We start from the raw sequence: 18235 nt of genomic DNA, 5'->3' as shown, positions 1-18235 counted from the left end.
CTATCCAGACAGCCGTGTGACAACTATGCTTGCCACACATCTTAATGACTGTTCTCTATGTGCGGCCCAAATGAAAATTGACGATATCGATGCCTTTGTCGAAGTGATTCGTTGCCAGTCCATCAGCCACGCCGCCGAGTCGTTGCAGCTGACTCAGCCGGCTATCACCCGCCGCGTGCAGAACTTTGAGCAGGCGCTGGGCGTGGAGTTGTTCGACCGCAACACCAAACCTCTCAAACCTACGCTGATCGGCACCCGTGTGTATGAACAATGCCGGCTGATCCTGCGCGAGATGGATGCCCTGCGTGAGTTGGTGGCCACCGATGCGCCGCCTAGCGGTGTGTTGCGCCTGGGTGTGCCGCAGACCATCGGCGATGTGGTGCTGCTGGATGCACTCAAGCACTTGCGCAGCGAATACCCCGACCTGCGCGCCCAGGTCGCGACGGGTTGGGGCAGCCAATTGGTCGGCAAGATCGAGCGTGGCGAGCTGGATGCGGCGGTGGCGTTGTTCCCGGCGGGCAAGATCTTCCCGGACAACATTGTCGGTGAGTCCATCGGCAAGATGGAGTTAGTGGTGGTGTGTGCCAAGGCACAGTTGCCGAAAAAGCCCTGCAAGTTGGCTGATGTGTATCAGGGCGGCTGGATTCTCAACCCGGATGGCTGTGGTTTTCGTGCCGGGTTGCAGCGCACCTTGTCCGACCAGGGCTTGGCGCTGCGGGTGAATCTGGAAACCTTTGGCACCGAGTTGCAACTGGGCCTGGTGGCGGACGGCCTGGGCTTGGGACTGGTGCCGCGCCCGCTGTTGGAGCGCAGTGCGCACCTTGAGCACTTGGCGGTGGTGCCGCTCAAGGACTTCAAACCGGTGATGGATTTGTGGCTGATCTACCCGCACTTTCTGGGCAACCTGCAAGGGCCGGTGGATGCATTTGGGACGCTGGTGGCTGCGTCTTTACACAAGATTCGCAATGCTGCTTGAGATTGAGGGGGGGAGCTGTTTGTCGGGGTGTATATCCGTTGCTGCGGTAACGGCTGAGTAGGGTTCCGCCCTTACGGCGGGTCACTTTTGTAAAGACACAAAAGTAACCAAAAAGTCTTCGCCCCACCACTCGGCACCTCGCTTAGGCTCGGTGTGCCCTCACTCCGGCTTGAATCCGTGGGCCGCCGCGATGGGCCATCCTTGGCCCAGCGCGGCTAACCCGGCGTCCTGCCGGGTTACCCACGGATTCAAGCCTGCGTTCGGCCATCGTGGTTAACGGGGCGTCTCAGATCAAAAGCAGATCAAGATCAAGATCTACAGCACGGCGGCCTGAAAGCCGATCTGAGTGGTTGAAGCAAGAGCCAGATCAAGTGCAAAGCAAAAGCCTCTCTGAATACACTTAAGAGCTGCTTTTCTGTGGGAGCTGGCTTGTCGGGTCGCCGCATCGCTGCGATGCAGACACCTTGGTGTATCAGGCACATCGAGTTGATGCCATCGCAGGCAAGCCAGCTCCCACATTGGTCGCGTCTACCACCCACTCTTTTCATAAAAAAAAATAATAATTAGCTTAGATTAAAATGTGCTTTTTATTATTTTTGGCCATCCCATAGGCTGACTGGAAGTCCTTAAGGCCATCCAGGAAGTTTTGCCATGAGCAGCGTCACCTCGATTTCCAGCGTTTCCAGCAACGTCCGCCAACGCGTCACGCCAGAAGAGTGGGAGGTGCGCGTCAAACTGGCGGCGGCCTATCGGCTGGCGGCGTTGTATAAGTGGACCGACCACATCTACACGCACTTTTCTGCCCGTGTGCCGGGGCCGGATGAGCACTTCCTGATCAACGCCTACGGGCTGTTGTTCGATGAAATCAACGCCTCCAACCTGGTCAAGGTCGACCTCGACGGCACGATTGTCGACGACCCGACCGGCCTGGGTATCAACTACGCAGGTTACGTGATCCACAGCGCCATCCACGGCGCGCGTCATGACCTGCAAGCGGTGCTGCACACCCATACGCGCGACGGCATTGCGGTGTCGGCGCAGAAGGATGGCCTGCTGCCGATCTCCCAGCACTCCATTGCGTTCTCCGGGCGCGTGGCCTACCACGGTTATGAAGGCGTGGCGTTGGACCTGGATGAGCGCGAGCGGCTGGTGGCCGACCTGGGTGACAAGAGTGTGATGATCTTGCGTAACCATGGGCTGTTGACTGCCGGTATCAGCGTGGAACACGCCTTCCAGCAACTGCAAGGGCTGGAGCGCGCGTGCAATATCCAGATCGCGGCGCAGGCGGGCGGCAATGCCGAGCTTGTCTTCCCGCCGGCAGAGGTGGTGGCCAAGGTGGAGGAGCAGGCCAAGGTGTTCAGCAATGGCGCAGGGCCGGGTGTGGTGCGGCATTGGAATGCGTTGGTTCGGCAGTTGGAGCGTACGGATACCGACTACAAAAACTGAATCCGTGCTCGACGCCAGACTCCTGTGGGAGCTGGCTTGCCTGCGATAGCGGTGTAACAGTCAAGATTGATGTTGACTGAGACACCGCTATCGCAGGCAAGCCAGCTCCCACAGTTGATCAGCTCTCACATGGGTTTTGTGGTGTGATTAGGCGACCTGTTTGGCTTGTTCGCGCTCGGCGACCAGCTGGCGGGTCAGTGGGATCAGCTGCTTGCCGTAGTCGATTGCGTCGTTGAGCGGGTCGAACCCGCGTATCAGGAAGGTGGTGATGCCCAGGTCGTAGTAGTCCAGCAATGCCTGCGCGACTTGTTCGGCGGTGCCGACCAATGAAGTGGAGTTGCCCTGCGCGCCCAGCAACTCGGCGATCCCGGTCCATAGGCGCTTATCCAGGCGCGAACCCTGCGCTGCCGCTGCCAGCAAGCGGCGCGAGCCTTCGTTGGGTGGTTCGCGGCGCACAAAGCCCTGCTTTTCAGCCAGTGCCGTCGCCTGCTGCAAGATGGTCTCGGCACGTGCCCAAGCCAGCTCCTCAGTTTGCGCAAGGATCGGTCGCAACGACAAACTGAAGCGAATCGTGCGCCCGTGCTTGGCCGCTTCTGCGCGCACCTGGTTCACCACTTCGCGCACCTGCTCGTAGGTTTCACCCCACAGCGCATACACGTCGGCATGCTTGCCAGCCACCGCAATCGCAGCGGCTGAAGAGCCGCCGAAGTACAGCGGGATATGCGGCTGCTGCGGCGATTTCACCGTCGAGTGCGCGCCTTCGACCTGATAGTAGGTGCCTTTGAAATCGAAGGGCTGTTCGCTGCTCCATTCCTGGCGCACCACGCTCAGGTATTCGTCGGTACGTGCGTAGCGTTCGTCCTTGCCGATGTGGCTGCCATCGGCGCGCAGTTCACGGTCATCGCCGCCGGTGATGATATGCACGGCCGTGCGCCCGCCGTTGAACACGTCCAGGGTCGCGAACTGGCGTGCGGCCAAGGTCGGCTGTGCAAAACCTGGGCGATGGGCGATCAGGAACTGCAGCTTTTGGGTCACGCTGGCGGCATGCGCGGCGATCAGCGTGCTGTCCGGGCTGTTGGAATGAAACGCCACCAACGCGCGGTCGAAGCCCGCTGCTTCGTGGGCGAGGGCCACGGTTTCGACGTAGTCCGGTTGCAGGGTAGGGCCGCTGCGCGGGTGAATCTCGGAAGCGTGATGGCCGCCGATATAACCGATAAATTCGATGCTCATGGTCTGTCCTTGTCGATTGCGCGATTAACACCTCCTCCGGGCGTGGGGTCGGTCACTCGGGTCAAAAGTAAGGGCCGTGGCGGGGTCTGTAAAATGCCTGTTGGTTCTAACCTAATTATAAAAAGCAGAATTATCATGCGTAAGTTTTATTAAATCTGTGCACTCAATGTGGCGAGCAGGCTTGCCCTGCGTTGGGTGGCGAAGCCGCCCCAATTCAGACGGCGCGGTGAGGCAGCTGAAAGGGGCCGCTGCGCAGCCCAACGCAGGGCAAGCCTGCTCGCCGCAGAACAGTGTTCGCCCTTAACGGATACCGCTAAAGACTCAAACGAATCTCGGCGCACAAGCCGCCTTCGACCCGATTACTCAAGGTCAGCGAACCGCCGATCGCCACCGCCAGTTGCTGGGCTATCGCCAAGCCCAGCCCGGTGCCGCCGGTGCCACGATTGCGTGAGCTTTCTACCCGGTAGAACGGCTGCAGCACCTGCGCCAGCTCGGCTTCGGCAATTCCCGGGCCTGGGTCCAACACCTTGATCGACAGCTCGCCATGGGCTGTCGAGCCGACTTCCAGCTCGGCGCTGCCGGCGAATTTGAGGGCGTTGTCCACCAGGTTCACCAACACGCGGCGCAGCGCGTGCGGGCGGGTGTCGAGGATCATCGCGCTTTTGCCGCGCAGGCTGACCTGCTTTTGCATGTCCTGATAGTCAAACACCAGGCTGTCGAGAAAGGCGTCCAGGTCAATGCGGTGGCTGGCCTCGGTGGCGCCATGAACGCTGCGCGCATACGCCACGCCTTCACGTACCAGGTGCTCCATTTCGCTGAGGTCGCTCCACAGTTTGTCGCGGTCGGCACTGTCATCCATAAACTCGGCGCGCAGTTTCATGCGGGTGATTGGGGTTTGCAGGTCATGGGAAATCGCCGCGAGGATTTGCATGCGCTCCTTGAGGTACTCGGCAATGCGTTGTTGCATGGCATTGAACGCCGCAGCGGCATGCGCGACTTCACTCGGGCCGCTTTCGTCCAATGGCGTTGGGTGGGCGTTCGGGTCGAGGGTTTCGACCGCACGCGCCAGGCGCGTCAGCGGGCGCACGGCCAGGCGCACCGCGACCCAGGTGCAGCCGAGCAGCAGCGCCAGTTGCAGCACCAGCACCACCGGCAACCAATAGGCCACGGGCAGGGCGGCGGGGCGTACGTCGAGGGTGATCGGGTTGCCATCAGCCAGGGTCAGGTGTACCTGGAAGTGTTTCTGGATGCCGGGGATCTCGCGGAAGGTCAGGGCGTAATGCTCGCCCAGGGCGTCCGCAATCGAGGTGGCGGCCATTGGCACGTCGTTGCTGCTCATCGGTTCACCGACTTCGCCGGCGTTGAGCAAGTATCGGTAATTCTGCCGGTCGATACGCGCCAGCCAGCCGGCGCGCTCGTTGGCGGGCAGGCGGTCGAGAATGGCCACCGAAGTGGACACATCGTTTTCCAGGTTGCCGAGCATCACCGTACGCGCACTGATATAGCGCTCGTAGAACTGCGCACTGAACGACAACCCATGGGCACACAGCAGGCTGATCAAAAAGATCAGCGACAGCTGGGACGCCAGTGTGCGCGGCCACCCAAACCGCCATGGCTTCATTGCTCGGCCCCGAGGATTTGCACCGGCAGTGAAAACACATAACCCTCACTGCGCACGGTCTTGATATAGGCCGGTTCGCGGGCGTCATCCAGCAAGCGTTGGCGCAAGCGGCTCACCAGCAGGTCGATGGAGCGATCGAACAGGTCGGCGTCACGCCCCTGGGTCAGGTTCAGCAATTGGTCGCGGTTGAGTACGCGCTGCGGGTGGTCGAGAAACACCCGCAACAGGCGGTATTCGGCGCCGCTGAGGGCCACCAGAGTGTCGTCTTCGTCGAGCAGATGGCGGGCGGTGGTGTCGAGGCGCCAGCGGCCAAAGCGAATCAGCCGCCCGGTTTCACTCACTATCAGGTTCGGTGGCAGCATGCGGGTGCGCCGCAGTACGGCATTGATGCGCGCGAGCAATTCACGCGCGGAGAAAGGCTTGACCAGGTAATCATCGGCGCCCATTTCCAGGCCGATGATGCGGTCGGTTTCATCGTTGCGCGCCGTGAGCATCAGCACTGGCGTGGTTTTGTGCTTGCCCACCCGCAGTTCGCGGCACAGCTGCAAGCCGTCGTCGCCGGGCATCATGATATCCAGCACGATCAAGTCCACGGGCGTGGTGTCGAGGAAGCTGCGCATCTGGCGGCCATCGGCAACCACGGTGGTGCGCATGCCGTTTTTCTTCAGGTAATTGCCCACCAGTTCGCGGATTTCCCGGTCGTCATCGACGATCAGGATGTGATCGACATGATCCATGCTGCCTTCCTCGTTAAATGCTCTTGGGCGGCAGTCTAGCCATCGCCGCAGGCTTTGCCTTGTGCCCTTTGTATTGCAGTGTATCTGGCACTGACGAGATACACAGCGAAGCAAAAATCAGTGGCGCACGGCCTTGAGCAACAGTGCCTCGAATACCCGCTGGGCGCGCGGTTCGTCCGTGTGGGCGACATTGAAGCGCATCGAATTGAGGTGTGCCGGGTCGTAGCCGAACAGCGCGCCCGGCGCCAACACCAGGCTGCGTTTCAGCGCTTCCTGGGCCAGCAATTCACCGTTTACGCCCTTGGGCAGGCGCGCCCAGATAAACATCCCGCCTTCATACGCCATCGGCAACTCGCAGCCGCAGCGCTTGAGCCATTGCTCGACGCGCCCGCCGGACTCCATCAACCGCTGGACCATACGCTTGCGGTGCTTGGCGTAGCTGCCTTCGCTGAGCATGCGGTAGACGATCTGCTCGAACAATTCCGAGGTCACGCCGCCGCTCATCAGCTTCATGTTGGTGAGGTTGGCGGCCAATTGCGGCGCGGCCACCACGTAGCTGACGCGGGTGTTGGCGCTGAGGATCTTGGAGAACCCGGAAAGGTAGGTGACCTGATCCAGCCCGGCGAGGGCGGCCAGGCGCGGTGGCGGGTTGGGGTGCAGGTCGCCGTAGAGGTCGTCCTCGACGATATGGCAATGGTACTGCTGGGTCAGTTGCAGCAGGCGAAACGCCTGGCCGGGGCTGAAGGAATGGCCGGTAGGGTTATGCAGCACGCTGGTGGTCAGGTACAGGCTGGGGCGGTGCTCGGCCAGCAGCTGTTCGAGCGCGGCAAAATCAAAGCCGTCGGGGCGCCGCTCGATGGTCACCACTTTGACCCCGTGCAGGGCCAGGTTGGCGTGGAAGTTGAAGTAGCAAGGCGCGTCCAGCAGCACGGTGTCGCCAGGGCGTGCGAGCAGGCGCATGAGCATGTCCAGGCCTTGCACGGTATTGGGCGTGGTGATGATCTGTTCCACCGGCACCGACAGGCCTTCGCCGTGCAGCTTCTGTTGCAGGGCCTGGCGCAACGGCAGCAGCCCGGCCGGCGTGCCCAGGCCGGCGATGCGCAGTGACGGCGCGCGCACCACGCTGCGCATCGTTTGGCGGATGGCCTCGCCGTTCAACCAGTCCTCCGGCAAGTGCCCGCCACCGGGGCGCAGCTCGCCGCTGGCGGTGACCAGCGGGCGGCGCAGCACGCTGAGCAAGTCCTGGGGCAGCAGGTCGACCCAGGCCGCGGCGGCTGGGCGCGCGGTTTCCATCGCCACAAAATAGCCGCGGCCTTGGCTGGAGGTCAGCAGGTGGCGCCCGCGCAGGCGGTCCAGTGCCTCGTTAAGGGTGAACTTGCTGACGCCCAGGGTCTGGGTCAGTTCGCGTACCGACGGCAACTTGCTGCCGGGTGCCCATTCACCGCTCTCGATGGCCTGGCTGAAGGCGTCGACGATCTGCTGCACCTTAGGCGTGCCTTCCACAAAAGCGATGGCCGATACAAACATAAACCTTCCTTGTCTTTGCCGGTGCTTTTACCGGTGAAGTTAGGCCGGATTAGGCACCACTTTACCTGCCTTGTGCAATGACGCTGCCCTAGACTGCGCGCCATCTCGCCGGAAACCGGCGACGTTTCTTACACGCGAGCAATGGATTTCGCATTCTCATGAAGACTTATATGTGCGCCCCCTGCGGTTTTATGTACGTAGAAGAATTGGGTATTCCGGAGGACGGAATCCCGGCAGGCACCCCTTGGGAAGAGGTGCCGGAAGACTGGACATGCCCTGACTGCGGCGTGACCAAGGCCGACTTTATGGCCATTGAACTCTAATCCTCCATCAACGAAAGGAATCGCTCCATGGAAAGCAAACTGATCAACCCCACCGTGCCGTTCTGCACCGGCGTGGCACACCAGAAATACCTCAGCGCCGAAAAAGGCCTGCAAACCGCTATCGAAGGCGACTGCACCCATTGGTACATCGACGGCAGCCTGTTCGGCGAGATGGTCGATGACTGGACCGATGCGCGCATTGAAAGCCTGCAGGCGCAAATCGCCGCCACCGGCGTCAAGCCGATCTTCCACGGTAACTTCAAGGCGCCGCTGGGCAGTGACGTCGAGGCGTTCCGCGCGGCAGCGGTGGACTACGTGAAAAAAGAGATTGATATCGCCAGCCGCCTCGGCGCGCCGTTGATCATTCACGGCGGCTGCATCGTCGAGCCGAAAATGGTGTTAATGGCCAAGAAGGTCGCGCTGGAGCACTACCTCAAGTCGGTACAGGAACTGGCGAGCTATGCCGAGGCCAAGGGCACGGATATCTACCTGGAGAACCTGTCCAACTACGTCAACTACCGGCCGTTCCACTACATCTTCACCCACGAAGCCGAGTACGCCTTTGTGTTCGAGCGCCTGCAGGCCCATGGCAACGTGTACTTCTTCCTGGATGCGGGCCACGCCAACATCGAAAACGGCCTGCCGGCCGAAGTGGTGCGCAAATATCACCACTTGATCAAAGGCATCTCCTTCAGCAACAACAATGGTGTGCAGGATCAGCACTTCGGCATTCATGACGGCAACTGTGATTACGCCGACGTGGTGCAGGCCATCGTTGAAACCAACTGGAAGGGGCTGGTGGCGTTCGAAACCCGCAACCAGACCGCCAAGGCCGCCCTGGCCGACCTGGCGTTGATGTACCGCGAATCCCTCACCACTGAAATTGCCGTCGCCTGACAGGCCCAGGGGCGCGTGCTTTAAGCGCGCCCCGTTGTCGTTTTTATCAATCCAAGGTTCCGGCCCCATGACAAGTGCGTTAACGCTGTCTTCGTTTCTCTACTTCCTGCTGTTTTGCGCCACCATGACCTTCAGCCCCGGCCCCATGACCCTGTTGCTGTTGAGCCTGGGTTTGAAGGACGGCTTGCGCAGTTCTATCCCGGCGCAGATCGGCGCCAGTGTGTCTTACCTGATTTCCATCCTGATCTTTGCCGTAGGCTTTTCGGAATTGATCAAGGGCAACCTCGCCATTACCCAGACCATCCAGTGTGTCGGCGTGGCCTATATTCTGTACCTGGCCTACAAGCAGTGGACCAGCAGCGGTGTGTCGATCAACCAGGGCGGCGCCGTGGAAGGCTCACGCAGCCTGTTCGGCAAGGGTTTGCTCACCGGATTTTCCAACCCCAAGACCATCATCATGTTCAGCGCCGTGTTCCCGCAGTTTGCCGGTGCAGGCGAACACAGCTCGGCGGCGGATATCGCCATTCTCGGGCTGACGTTTCTGACCCTGCAGTTTGCCAGCGGCTGCCTCTACTGTTATTTCGGCCAGCGCATCAAGCACGTGCTGGAAAACCCCAAGCGCCGTGTGCTGTTGCAACGGATCACGGCGGTGCTGCTATTGGGCGTTGCATTGATGCTGGCGCGCGGGTTTTCGCACTGAAGTATTAGCTGGTAAGCAGTAGTGGCGCTTTGACGTTGCCCTGATAGACTCCAGGCACTCATCCAGGATTGCACCCCACCATGCCAGCCGTCGGAGGAAATGGACTTCCGCTCGCTTCGCGCCTGTTCAAATCGCGGCTCTTGGGGCTGACGCTGGGTTTTGTCTGCGTGGTATTTGGCATGTACCCCTTGCACCCGTCGCTGTGGGTGTGGGCCTGGATGCTGATTAACGCCTTTGTCTGGCCGCACCTGGCCTACCAGTGGTCGCGCCGCGCGAGCAACTCACTGCGCAGCGAACGGCGTAATTTACTCTTCGATTCGTTCTGCGGCGGCTTCTGGGTCGGTGCCATGCACTTCAACCCGTTGCCCAGCGTGACCACGCTGTCGATGATGACCATGAACAACGTCGCCATCGGCGGGCCGCGCTTTATGCTCGCCGGGTGGGTGGCGCAGGGGCTGGGCATCGGCGCCGCGCTGTTGGTGTTCGCGCCGGCGTTTGTCGCGGTGACCAGCGAGGCGCAGCTGTATGCGTGCCTGCCGATCCTGATGCTGTATCCCCTGGCGCTGGGCTGGATCTGCTACCGCCAGGCCGTGACCCTGGCCCGCCACAAGCGCGAGTTGCTGGCCTTGAGCCGCACCGACAGTCTGTCCGGCCTGCTCAATCACGGCGCCTGGAAGGACCATCTGGAGATCGAGTTCCAGCGCTGCCGCCGTGAACAGGTGGGCGCAGCCATTGCGCTGATCGACATCGACCATTTCAAGACCATCAACGACACCTACGGGCACGTCACCGGCGACATTGTGCTGCGCCAACTCAGCAAGGTGTTGCGCCAGAACCTGCGCGCGTCCGACCTGGCCGGGCGCTATGGCGGCGACGAGTTCTGCGTGATTTTGCCGGGCATGCCGCTCAATCGCGCCACCGAAGTGATGGACGCTTTGCGTGACCGCTTCAGCGCACTGGCCTATGCCCAGGACCCAACCCTGCGGGCCAGCTTAAGCATTGGCCTGGCGCCGTACCAGCCGGCGCACGCCGATTCCACCAGTTGGCTCAACGACGCCGACCAGGCGCTGTATGAAGCCAAGAGCAGTGGGCGCAACCGCGTGAGTTCCGTGCAGGGCAGTTGGTTACGCTCGGTCTAGTGGGGTAGGGTAGCGCAGCACCTCCCTACAACAACAAGGATCGGTCCATGCTTTTCACCTTCTCCCGTACCCTTCTGGCCGCCACCCTGGCCCTGACCTTCGCTGTGCCGGCCTACAGTGCCGAACCCCACAAGCAGATCCAGGCGGATGCCGAACAGTACAAGGCCGAGGCCCTGAAACTGCTCGAGCGCCTGGTGAATATCGACTCGGGTTCAGGCTACGAGCCGGGCCTGACCCAAGTGCGCGACATCGCCGTGGATGAACTCAAGCAACTCGGTTTCAGCATTGAGCTGGTGCCGGACAAAGCGGCCAACAACAGCCATGTGATCGCCACCCTCAAGGGCACCGGTAAAGCCAAAATCCTGCTGATGGCGCACATGGACACCGTGTTCAAGGAAGGCTCGGCCGCCGAGCGCCCGTTTCATATCAAGGATGGCCGCGCCTATGGCCCCGGCGTGATGGATGACAAGGGCGGCATCGTCGCCGGCATCTACGCGCTCAAAGTCCTGAAAAACCAAGGCTTCAAGGACTACGCACAAATCACCTTCCTGCTCGACGCCAGCGAAGAAACCGGCTCAGAAGCCGCCTCCGAGCTGATCCGCAAAACCGCCAAGGCCAACGACGTAACCTTGAACCTGGAACCCGGCCGCCCAGCCGACGGCCTGGTGGTATGGCGCAAAGGCAGCGCCACTGCGGTGGTCGAAGTCAAAGGCAAAGCCGCCCACGCCGGTGTCGCCCCCGAGCTGGGCCGCAACGCCGCGATGGAAGCCGCGCACCAGATCCTGCAGTTGGGCAAACTCGGCGATGAAGAGAAGAAAACCACCATCAACTTCACCGTGATCAAGGCCGGCGACCGCACCAACGTCATCCCCGACCAAGCCACCGCAAAAGCCGACGTGCGCGCGGCGCTGCCGGAAGAATTTGATCGGATCGAAAAAGACCTGGCGCGGGTGTCAGCCAACAAGTTGATCCCGGACACCGAAGTGAAAACCAGCCTGCAGCGCGGCCTGCCGCCGATGCCACAGACGCCGGAGTCGGACAAATTGGTCGCGATTGCCCAGGGGATCTACGGCGAACTGGGCCGCAAACTGACCATTGAAGGCAGCGGCGGCGCCGCAGATGCGAGCTTGTCGGCTGGGGTCGGGACGCCAACGTTGGATGGGTTTGGGATTGTCGGCGGGAATATCCATACGCCGGAAGAATATGCCGAGGTGGAAAGCGTGGCGCCACGGGTTTATTTGTTGAGCCGGATGATTATGGAGCTGTCGAAGCGGTGAGAGGTTCGCAGGGCTCATTGAACGGCTGACCGTACTCATGTGGCGAGCAGGCTTGCCCTGCGTTGGGCTGCGCAGCAGCCCCAAAACAGACGACACGGGTTTACGCTAGTATCTCGTTTTTTCCTATTGGGGCTGCTTCGCAGCCCAACGCAGGGCAAGCCTGCTCGCCACAGTGGTGGGGGTGTTTCAGTAAGATGGGTGGTGTTTTCACCATGTTGATGGGTCTTCCTGGCTGGCTTTTTGGAGGTCGCATTTTCCATACTCATTCGTCGTAGGCTATTTTGTGGTGAGCGAGGTTTTCGTCGTAAGTGAGGTTTTTGTGGCGAGCGAGCTTGCTCGCGCTGGGCTGCGTAGCAGCCCCAAAACCGTTACCCCCAATACCCCTGGAAAAACGCGCCGCCCTCATTAGGACCGCTTCGCGCTCCAGCGCGAGCAAGCTCGCTCGCCACAGGGGGAGTGGGGCAGTGAGAAAGCTGGTGTGCCTACCATGTTGTTGGGTCTTCAAGGCTGGCTTTTTGGAGGTCGTCTTTCCACCACTCATTCGTCGTAGGCTATTTTGTGGTGAGTGCGGTTTTCGTCGTAAGTGAGGTTTTTGTGGCGAGCGAGCTTGCTCGCGCTGGGCTGCGTAGCAGCCCCAAACCCTTACCCCCGATACCCCTGGAAAAACGCGCCGCCCTCATTGGGACCGCTTCGCGCTCCAGCGCGAGCAAGCTCGCTCGCCACAGGGGGAGTGGGGCAGTGAGAAAGCTGGTGTGCTTACCATGTTGATTGGTCTTCAAGGCTGGCTTTTTGGAGGTCGTCTTTCCACCACTCATTCGTCGTAGGCTATTTTGTGGTGAGTGAGGTTTTCGTCGTAAGTGAGGTTTTTGTGGCAGCGAGCTTGCTCGCGCTGGGCTGCGTAGCAGCCCCAAAACCGTTACCCCCAATACCCCTGGAAAAACGCGCCGCCCTCATTGGGACCGCTTCGCGCTCCAGCGCGAGCAAGCTCGCTCGCCACAGGGGGAGTGGGGCAGTGAGAAAGCTGGTGTGCTTACCATGTTGATGGGGCTTCAAGGCTGGCTTTTTGGAGGTCGTCTTTCCACCACTCATTCGTCGTAGGCTATTTTGTGGTGAGTGAGGTTTTCGTCGTAAGTGAGGTTTTTGTGGCGAGCGAGCTTGCTCGCGCTGGGCTGCGTAGCAGCCCCAAAACCGTTACCCCCGATACCCCTGGAAAAACGCACCGCCCTCATTGGGACCGCTTCGCGGTCCAGCGCGAGCAAGCTCGCTCGCCACAGTGATGAGGGCGTTTCAGTGAGGTAGGTGGTGTTCTCTATTCAATGGTTTTGAGTAAGTGTAAATCGAATTTGTTGACTATGTGATTCAGCCATAGTGGGCCTGATATCCATTGGTTTGGGTAATAGTAATAGCAACTATATACTTGCAATAATTTTTCTTGAAAGTCTAACTCGTTCTTATACGAGCTTATCAATTCTAAAATTTCCTGTTTTACTGTGATAATTACGTCTCTCGACGAATCCAGCAGAAATGAATCGATAACCTCATCAGCAGAGGAGTGCTCTTCCACCCAGTCCTGGTGGAGGTACGCACCCAAAAACTGCTGGAGCTCTGTCAGTAGTTCGTTCACTTTTCTGGGTATCCGGTCAGTAATAGATAGCCATCTGGCATCCTTTGGGCTCGTTTTAACACTAACACGAAATTATAAACGGGTATGGATTCTGTAGTTTCTTTTAAAATGCTGACTCCTACGGGGTTGGTTGAGTTGTCTTTAATTATGAGTTTACTTTTGCTTCCGTTTTTGAAGTTTATTATTTCTTGCTGATGTTTTGCCAAGCTTTTAGAAACTATAGTTTCAGCCTCCTCTAGAGACTTGAACGAAGATGATGCAGGGAGATTTGGCTCTGACTCGAATCTCGCCGCCAGCTGTTCATCTGTCCTTCCGACATGTTTTCTAATCAGGTGTCCTCCTGCCCTCTCGTGGGTGACTAACAACCCGGCAGGTGCCTTGTTTTTTTGTTTGCCCTTTGAATCTGGGCAATCTCCTACCTTGCAACTTAGACCTAGCGGATCCACCCACCCTGTAGGGTTCGGCACGTATTGGTACGTATTAATCCCACCCGCCAGCTTCACCGGGTCCGGCGTCAGGTAACGACCAATATCTGGATTGTAGTAGCGATGGCGGTTGTAGTGCAGCCCGCTTTCCGCATCAAAATATTGGCCCTGAAAGCGCAGCGGATTGTCGATTTTCCTGACGTCTAGTCGGGCTATTTTCCCATAGGCGCGGTAGTGCGCGGACCACACGATTTCGCCTTCGGGATTTGTGAGTTCCTGCGGCGTGCCGAGGTGGTCGAGTTGGTAGTGGAAGGGTTCGGTGTCTTCAGGCCCAAAGCCTTCCAGCAGTGCTAGTGGTCGAAAGCTGTCCGGCTCGTAGAGGTAGCTGCGATGCCGATCCGCCTCGTGTTCGGCAATTAGCTTGTCGCCTTGCCAGAAAAACTCCGTGGTTTTTCCGTCCACCGTTTTGCTGATCCGCCGTCCAAACGGGTCATAGCGATAGCTGGCGGTTTGCCCGTTTGGTTGAGTAATACCCACCAGCCGATGCTGGCAGTCGTAGCGGTATTCAGTGACGAGCTGATGGCCCTTGCCACGTCGCTGTCGGATCAGATTGCCGAAGGCGTCATAGTCATAATGATGATCGCCCTGGATCATCAACCGATTCCCCGCCACGATGTCCGGGCCGGGGCGGTCTTGCATGAGCAGGTTGCCGGCCGGGTCGTGGCCGAAGCGTTCCTGCACGTCTTGCGAGTGGTCGGCGCGGGTCAGGCGGGCGAGGGGGTCGTAGTGGTAGTGGTGTTCGCCTTTGCGGGTGTCGAACAGGCGGGTGAGGTTGCCGCTTTTGTCGTAGTCGTATTGGCGCTGGTAAAGGGTGTGTTGCTGTTGGCTGACGGCGTGGGCGTGCAGGCGGTTTTGGTCGTCGTAGTGATAGTGGCTGAGGAGCTGGCCTTGTTGGCGTTGGTGTTCGCGGCCGGTTTTGAACAGGTGCGAGGTGAGGGTTTCGCCGTTCAGTTCGACGGTGGAAAGGTGGCCGCCTTTGTCGTGGTTGAACACCAGCCGGTTATTGTCCGGGAGGCGTAGATGGTGCAACTGCCCGCAGGCGTCGTAGCCGTAGCGCAAGGTACCCCAGCCCTGGTGTTCGGCAGTGAGGCGGTTTTGTGGGTCGTATTCGTAGGCCAGTGCCCAGTGGCCGTCGTCGACGCTAAGGAGGTTGCCTTGGCGGTCGTAGGCATAGTCGACAATATTGCCGTCTGGCAGGGTTTTTCTTACGAGGCGACCGGCGTGGTCTCGCTGGTAGCGTGTAACGAACTGGCTGCCGTCGTCGCCGTGTTCGGTTTTTTCCGCCAGATTGCCGTTGAGGTCATACACGTAAACCGTGCGCTGGCCGTCAAAGCCGATTTCCTGCTGGATCAGGCCATTGGGGTGGTAATCGAGTTGGTAGGTTTCGCCTGCCTCGTTTTCGATCGAGGTCAGCAGCAGGCGCGCATTGTCGTAGCGGTATTTAACGTAGGTGCCATCGGCGTTGATACGGCGGCTGATCAGGTGCAGGCCGTCGGCGTATTCGTAGCGGGTGACGTGACCGAGTTCATCGTGTTCGGCGGTGATTTTTCCGTAAGCGTTGTAGCTGTATTCGCGCGTCGCGCCGCCTGGAAGGGTTAGTTTTCGCAGGCGCCCGGCAGCGTCCCATTGGTACTGCGTGAGCCCGCCGTGCTCATCCTCGCGAGCAATCTGTCGCCCAAGATCGTCATAGCGATAACGCTTGCTACCGCCATTGGGCAGCAGCTCCTCAAGCAACTGCCCACGCTCATTCCAGACCAGCCGATGGCAGCTGTTGTCGGGAAACCAAACCCCCGTCAGTTGCCCATATTTGTTATAGCTATAGTCCGTGATATTGCCGTCAGGATCGGTCTTACGCGTGACGTCGCCCTGATCGTTACGTTCGTATTTCCAAACTGCCTCACCACGGCGTACAACTCGTACGAACCCGTTGTCATGCTCGTAGGACGTCGGCTCATCATCCCCCGGAAACAACGCCACCAAGCGTCCGGCTTCGTCGTACTGATACCCCGTCACCGCCCCAAGCGGATCCTGCTCGACCGTCAGCCGGCCCTTGTCGTCATAGGATTTGAAGTGCTCAGCACCGTCCGGATCAATGCGCTGCACCAAGCGTGCGCGGTCATCGTGGACATACACTTCCCGGCTGCCATCAGCGTTATTAACCGTGACACGGCCGTCATCCCCCCAGGCATACCGCGTATCCATCTGCGAAAAGCTGGCCCAATGCCGAACACACCGCGCCGCCTTGCCAGCCCGTTCCCATTCCCAAAAGAAGCTCGCCCCACCGGCCAACCCGCGTTCAAGAATGACGTGCTGCTCGTCGTAGCGATAAACCTCGCTTTCACCCACAGCATTGGTCGCAGAAACCAGTCGGCCAAGGTCGTCATAGGCGTAGGAAACAATCTTCTGCTCGGTGACCCATTCGAAGGGTTCGTGCCCTTTGGCCCGGTGAACCTGATAGTCCACCGCCACAATGCGGCCCAATTCATACCGCAACAGCAGCGAGCGGCCTACGCCATTATCCAGCCGCTCAACCCGCCCCAAACGATCGTGAAAAACTCGCAGCCGGTTGTCATACGCATCGCTGATGGCAACCAGCACGCCATCGTGAAAGTGATAAAAGCGCGACGCCTGGGCCAGCACCAGTTCATCGGGCAAGTCGCCCAAATAGATCGCCGCTTCGGCCAAGCTATTGGTAATCGCTGGTCGAGCAGCGGTAGGCAGCACAAACTCGGTACGGCGATTCTCATGATCCGTCCACACCACCGAATCACCGGAAACACAAAGTCTATGCGCCAGCGAATGGCTCCAGCCAAACCCCAACCCGCCATCCACTTCCACCGCACTGGTGCGATACAGCCGCGTCCACTCAAACGGCAAAACCCCGTCCAGCGTGCCATCGGTAAGGGTCAGCAATTCCTCGCCGGTGACCATCGACACCGGGCAACCATTGGTAACGGTTTTGTTCGCCGCAGCCGCCGCATCGCCATTCAGGTTCTTGCCCGAAGCCGGCACATCATCCACAGGTTCCTGGCGCACCAACGCGGTCTGCTGCGTCTTGCCGCGCACCGCCGGCACCGGGTTGGCAACCAACTGGTCCCCAGCCTTCAGCGGCGCAACCGGTACGGTTTTGATCGGCGTCGGGGCACTGCCCAGCAAGATCGGCTTGGCGGCCTCGACATGCTCATCCAAGCGAGATTTACCGAATTGCCCGGCCAGTTGCTCCAACCACCGGCGCGCGCGCTGAGACTTGATGCCGCCCAGCACTTGGGCGCTCATGCGTATCGCAATCCCCATGCCGCCCGTGGCCAGGACCAGCAACAGGTTGATCAACACGTCGGCGCTGATCGAACCCAGCAATTCGTTCAAATATGGCGGTGGCAGCATGCGCATCCAACTGACCATGGCCGACAGGTAGATGAACAACAGCGGCTCGTCGCTGAGCACCAGCAAAGCTTTCGCAAGTGTCTCGGCGCTGACGTTCAGCAGCTTTTCAAACTCGGCCTGGGACAGGTAACTCAGCAGCTTCTCAGCGTTGTCCAGCGGGTGTGCAAGCCACTCAAACAGCTGCTTGAGGCTGTCCCAGAGTGAGTACAGCGCCTCGCCAAACCCTTTGGCATACGCCTGGTCCAGCAAGTGGTAGCGCTTGAGGAAATTGGCCTCGGCGTAGTCCTGCCACAACCCTGTAAACGTGCCGCTCCACTCGCTGCGCAGCCAGCTTTCCAGCGGCGCGATCACCGACTGATAGGAGGCGTACAACGCCTTGAAGTGTTCGGAGGAAACATTGGGGTAAAAACTGACCCGGTACTGCTGGTTGCGATCACACTCGGTGATTTGCAGGATGCCGCTGGGGCCGATGGTCTTGTGGATCGGCTCGCCCAATGGGCCGCCGCTGGGATCGACGCGTTGCAGCATCACCGGCGTATTGCCGATGGGCACAAAGCGTGTGCTCTGGAACATATGCACCAGGGTCAACGTGCCGTTGGCCTGGCAGGTGGCGACGGTGGTGCTGGGAATAATCGAACGGTTGATCGGCGCGACCAGCGCCACTTCATTGCCGACCTTGAACACCTGCTCGACATCCAGCGCCGAAAAGCTCAAGAAGCTCTGCGCCCAGCTGTCGTATGAATTCAGGCAGCGGCGGAAATCGCCAAGCACGGACTCGACGTCAGGCGTCTTTGAATCCATGGCCGCGAGTACCAGCAGGCCAATGGTCTGGCCGGTGGCGGCGATCAAAACCAAGCCCCGAAAACCGG

General features: G+C 59.7%; 13 protein-coding genes. 7 read left to right on the top strand and 6 right to left on the bottom strand.

Going from position 1 to position 18235, the window contains the following annotated elements; genetic code table 11:
• Positions 1–70 precede the first annotated feature (70 nt).
• Together P5706_RS19885 and P5706_RS19880 are read left to right on the top strand one after the other, a co-directional pair.
• Positions 71–976 carry a LysR family transcriptional regulator gene (locus P5706_RS19885; protein ID WP_200434298.1) on the top strand — a complete coding sequence of 302 codons (906 nt, stop codon included), beginning with the start codon at positions 71–73 and terminating at the stop codon, positions 974–976.
• 651 nt (positions 977–1627) lie between these two features.
• The gene (locus P5706_RS19880) at positions 1628–2422 is read left to right on the top strand and encodes a class II aldolase/adducin family protein (protein WP_285681146.1); all 795 of its coding nucleotides are present in this window, start codon (positions 1628–1630) and stop codon (positions 2420–2422) included.
• 147 nt (positions 2423–2569) lie between these two features.
• On the opposite strand, the gene P5706_RS19875 is transcribed toward P5706_RS19880, so the two are convergent.
• The 4 genes from P5706_RS19875 to P5706_RS19860 all read right to left on the bottom strand — a co-directional run bounded on the left by P5706_RS19875 (position 2570) and on the right by P5706_RS19860 (position 7537).
• Positions 2570–3652, bottom strand: coding sequence for an LLM class flavin-dependent oxidoreductase (locus P5706_RS19875; RefSeq protein WP_285681143.1), 1083 nt, complete (start codon positions 3650–3652; stop codon positions 2570–2572).
• Between the two features lie 313 nt (positions 3653–3965).
• Positions 3966–5273: an ATP-binding protein gene (locus P5706_RS19870; protein ID WP_285681140.1), complete on the bottom strand. Its 1308-nt coding sequence runs from the start codon at positions 5271–5273 to the stop codon at positions 3966–3968.
• Complete coding sequence (locus P5706_RS19865) at positions 5270–6010, bottom strand: response regulator (protein WP_285681138.1); 741 nt, start codon at positions 6008–6010, stop codon at positions 5270–5272. The genes P5706_RS19870 and P5706_RS19865 overlap by 4 nt, the downstream gene beginning before the upstream one ends.
• Before the next feature lie 117 nt (positions 6011–6127).
• On the bottom strand, positions 6128–7537 hold the full coding sequence (locus tag P5706_RS19860; RefSeq protein WP_285681136.1) for an aminotransferase-like domain-containing protein: 1410 nt from the start codon (positions 7535–7537) through the stop codon (positions 6128–6130).
• Positions 7538–7695: 158 nt separating this feature from the next.
• Here P5706_RS19860 and P5706_RS19855 point away from each other — a divergent pair, with 158 nt between their 5' ends.
• The 5 genes from P5706_RS19855 to P5706_RS19835 all read left to right on the top strand — a co-directional run bounded on the left by P5706_RS19855 (position 7696) and on the right by P5706_RS19835 (position 11873).
• On the top strand, positions 7696–7860 hold the full coding sequence (locus tag P5706_RS19855) for a rubredoxin (RefSeq protein ID WP_016968943.1): 165 nt from the start codon (positions 7696–7698) through the stop codon (positions 7858–7860).
• A 27-nt stretch (positions 7861–7887) separates the two neighbouring features.
• Entirely contained in the window at positions 7888–8757 is an 870-nt protein-coding gene (locus P5706_RS19850; RefSeq protein WP_200434702.1) for a sugar phosphate isomerase/epimerase family protein, read from the top strand.
• 67 nt (positions 8758–8824) lie between these two features.
• Positions 8825–9457, top strand: a complete 633-nt coding sequence (locus P5706_RS19845; RefSeq protein ID WP_285681134.1) for a LysE family translocator — start codon at positions 8825–8827, stop codon at positions 9455–9457.
• Between the two features lie 80 nt (positions 9458–9537).
• Positions 9538–10596, top strand: a complete 1059-nt coding sequence (locus P5706_RS19840) for a diguanylate cyclase (RefSeq protein ID WP_285681132.1) — start codon at positions 9538–9540, stop codon at positions 10594–10596.
• A gap of 47 nt (positions 10597–10643) precedes the next feature.
• A complete protein-coding gene (locus P5706_RS19835; RefSeq protein WP_285681130.1) occupies positions 10644–11873 on the top strand; it encodes a M20/M25/M40 family metallo-hydrolase in 1230 nt (409 codons plus the stop codon).
• A 1309-nt stretch (positions 11874–13182) separates the two neighbouring features.
• On the opposite strand, the gene P5706_RS19830 is transcribed toward P5706_RS19835, so the two are convergent.
• Positions 13183–13497, bottom strand: a complete 315-nt coding sequence (locus tag P5706_RS19830) for a contact-dependent growth inhibition system immunity protein (protein WP_285681127.1) — start codon at positions 13495–13497, stop codon at positions 13183–13185.
• A complete protein-coding gene (locus P5706_RS19825; protein WP_285682781.1) occupies positions 13494–18167 on the bottom strand; it encodes an RHS repeat-associated core domain-containing protein in 4674 nt (1557 codons plus the stop codon). The genes P5706_RS19830 and P5706_RS19825 overlap by 4 nt, the downstream gene beginning before the upstream one ends.
• Positions 18168–18235 lie beyond the last annotated feature (68 nt).

The sequence above is a fragment of the Pseudomonas sp. ChxA genome, from assembly GCF_030263855.1.
Taxonomy (GTDB): domain Bacteria; phylum Pseudomonadota; class Gammaproteobacteria; order Pseudomonadales; family Pseudomonadaceae; genus Aquipseudomonas; species Aquipseudomonas fluorescens_CB.
This window is presented reverse-complemented; position numbering and strand designations above follow the sequence as displayed.

Coding starts and splice junctions, on each gene's coding strand:
- P5706_RS19850 (WP_200434702.1), top strand. CDS start 7,888: ATGGAAAGCAAACTGATCAACCCCACCGTGCCGTTCTGCACCGGCGTG.
- P5706_RS19835 (WP_285681130.1), top strand. CDS start 10,644: ATGCTTTTCACCTTCTCCCGTACCCTTCTGGCCGCCACCCTGGCCCTG.
- P5706_RS19870 (WP_285681140.1), bottom strand. CDS start 5,273: ATGAAGCCATGGCGGTTTGGGTGGCCGCGCACACTGGCGTCCCAGCTG.
- P5706_RS19875 (WP_285681143.1), bottom strand. CDS start 3,652: ATGAGCATCGAATTTATCGGTTATATCGGCGGCCATCACGCTTCCGAG.
- P5706_RS19825 (WP_285682781.1), bottom strand. CDS start 18,167: ATGGATTCAAAGACGCCTGACGTCGAGTCCGTGCTTGGCGATTTCCGC.
- P5706_RS19865 (WP_285681138.1), bottom strand. CDS start 6,010: ATGGATCATGTCGATCACATCCTGATCGTCGATGACGACCGGGAAATC.
- P5706_RS19845 (WP_285681134.1), top strand. CDS start 8,825: ATGACAAGTGCGTTAACGCTGTCTTCGTTTCTCTACTTCCTGCTGTTT.
- P5706_RS19860 (WP_285681136.1), bottom strand. CDS start 7,537: ATGTTTGTATCGGCCATCGCTTTTGTGGAAGGCACGCCTAAGGTGCAG.
- P5706_RS19885 (WP_200434298.1), top strand. CDS start 71: ATGAAAATTGACGATATCGATGCCTTTGTCGAAGTGATTCGTTGCCAG.
- P5706_RS19855 (WP_016968943.1), top strand. CDS start 7,696: ATGAAGACTTATATGTGCGCCCCCTGCGGTTTTATGTACGTAGAAGAA.
- P5706_RS19840 (WP_285681132.1), top strand. CDS start 9,538: ATGCCAGCCGTCGGAGGAAATGGACTTCCGCTCGCTTCGCGCCTGTTC.
- P5706_RS19880 (WP_285681146.1), top strand. CDS start 1,628: ATGAGCAGCGTCACCTCGATTTCCAGCGTTTCCAGCAACGTCCGCCAA.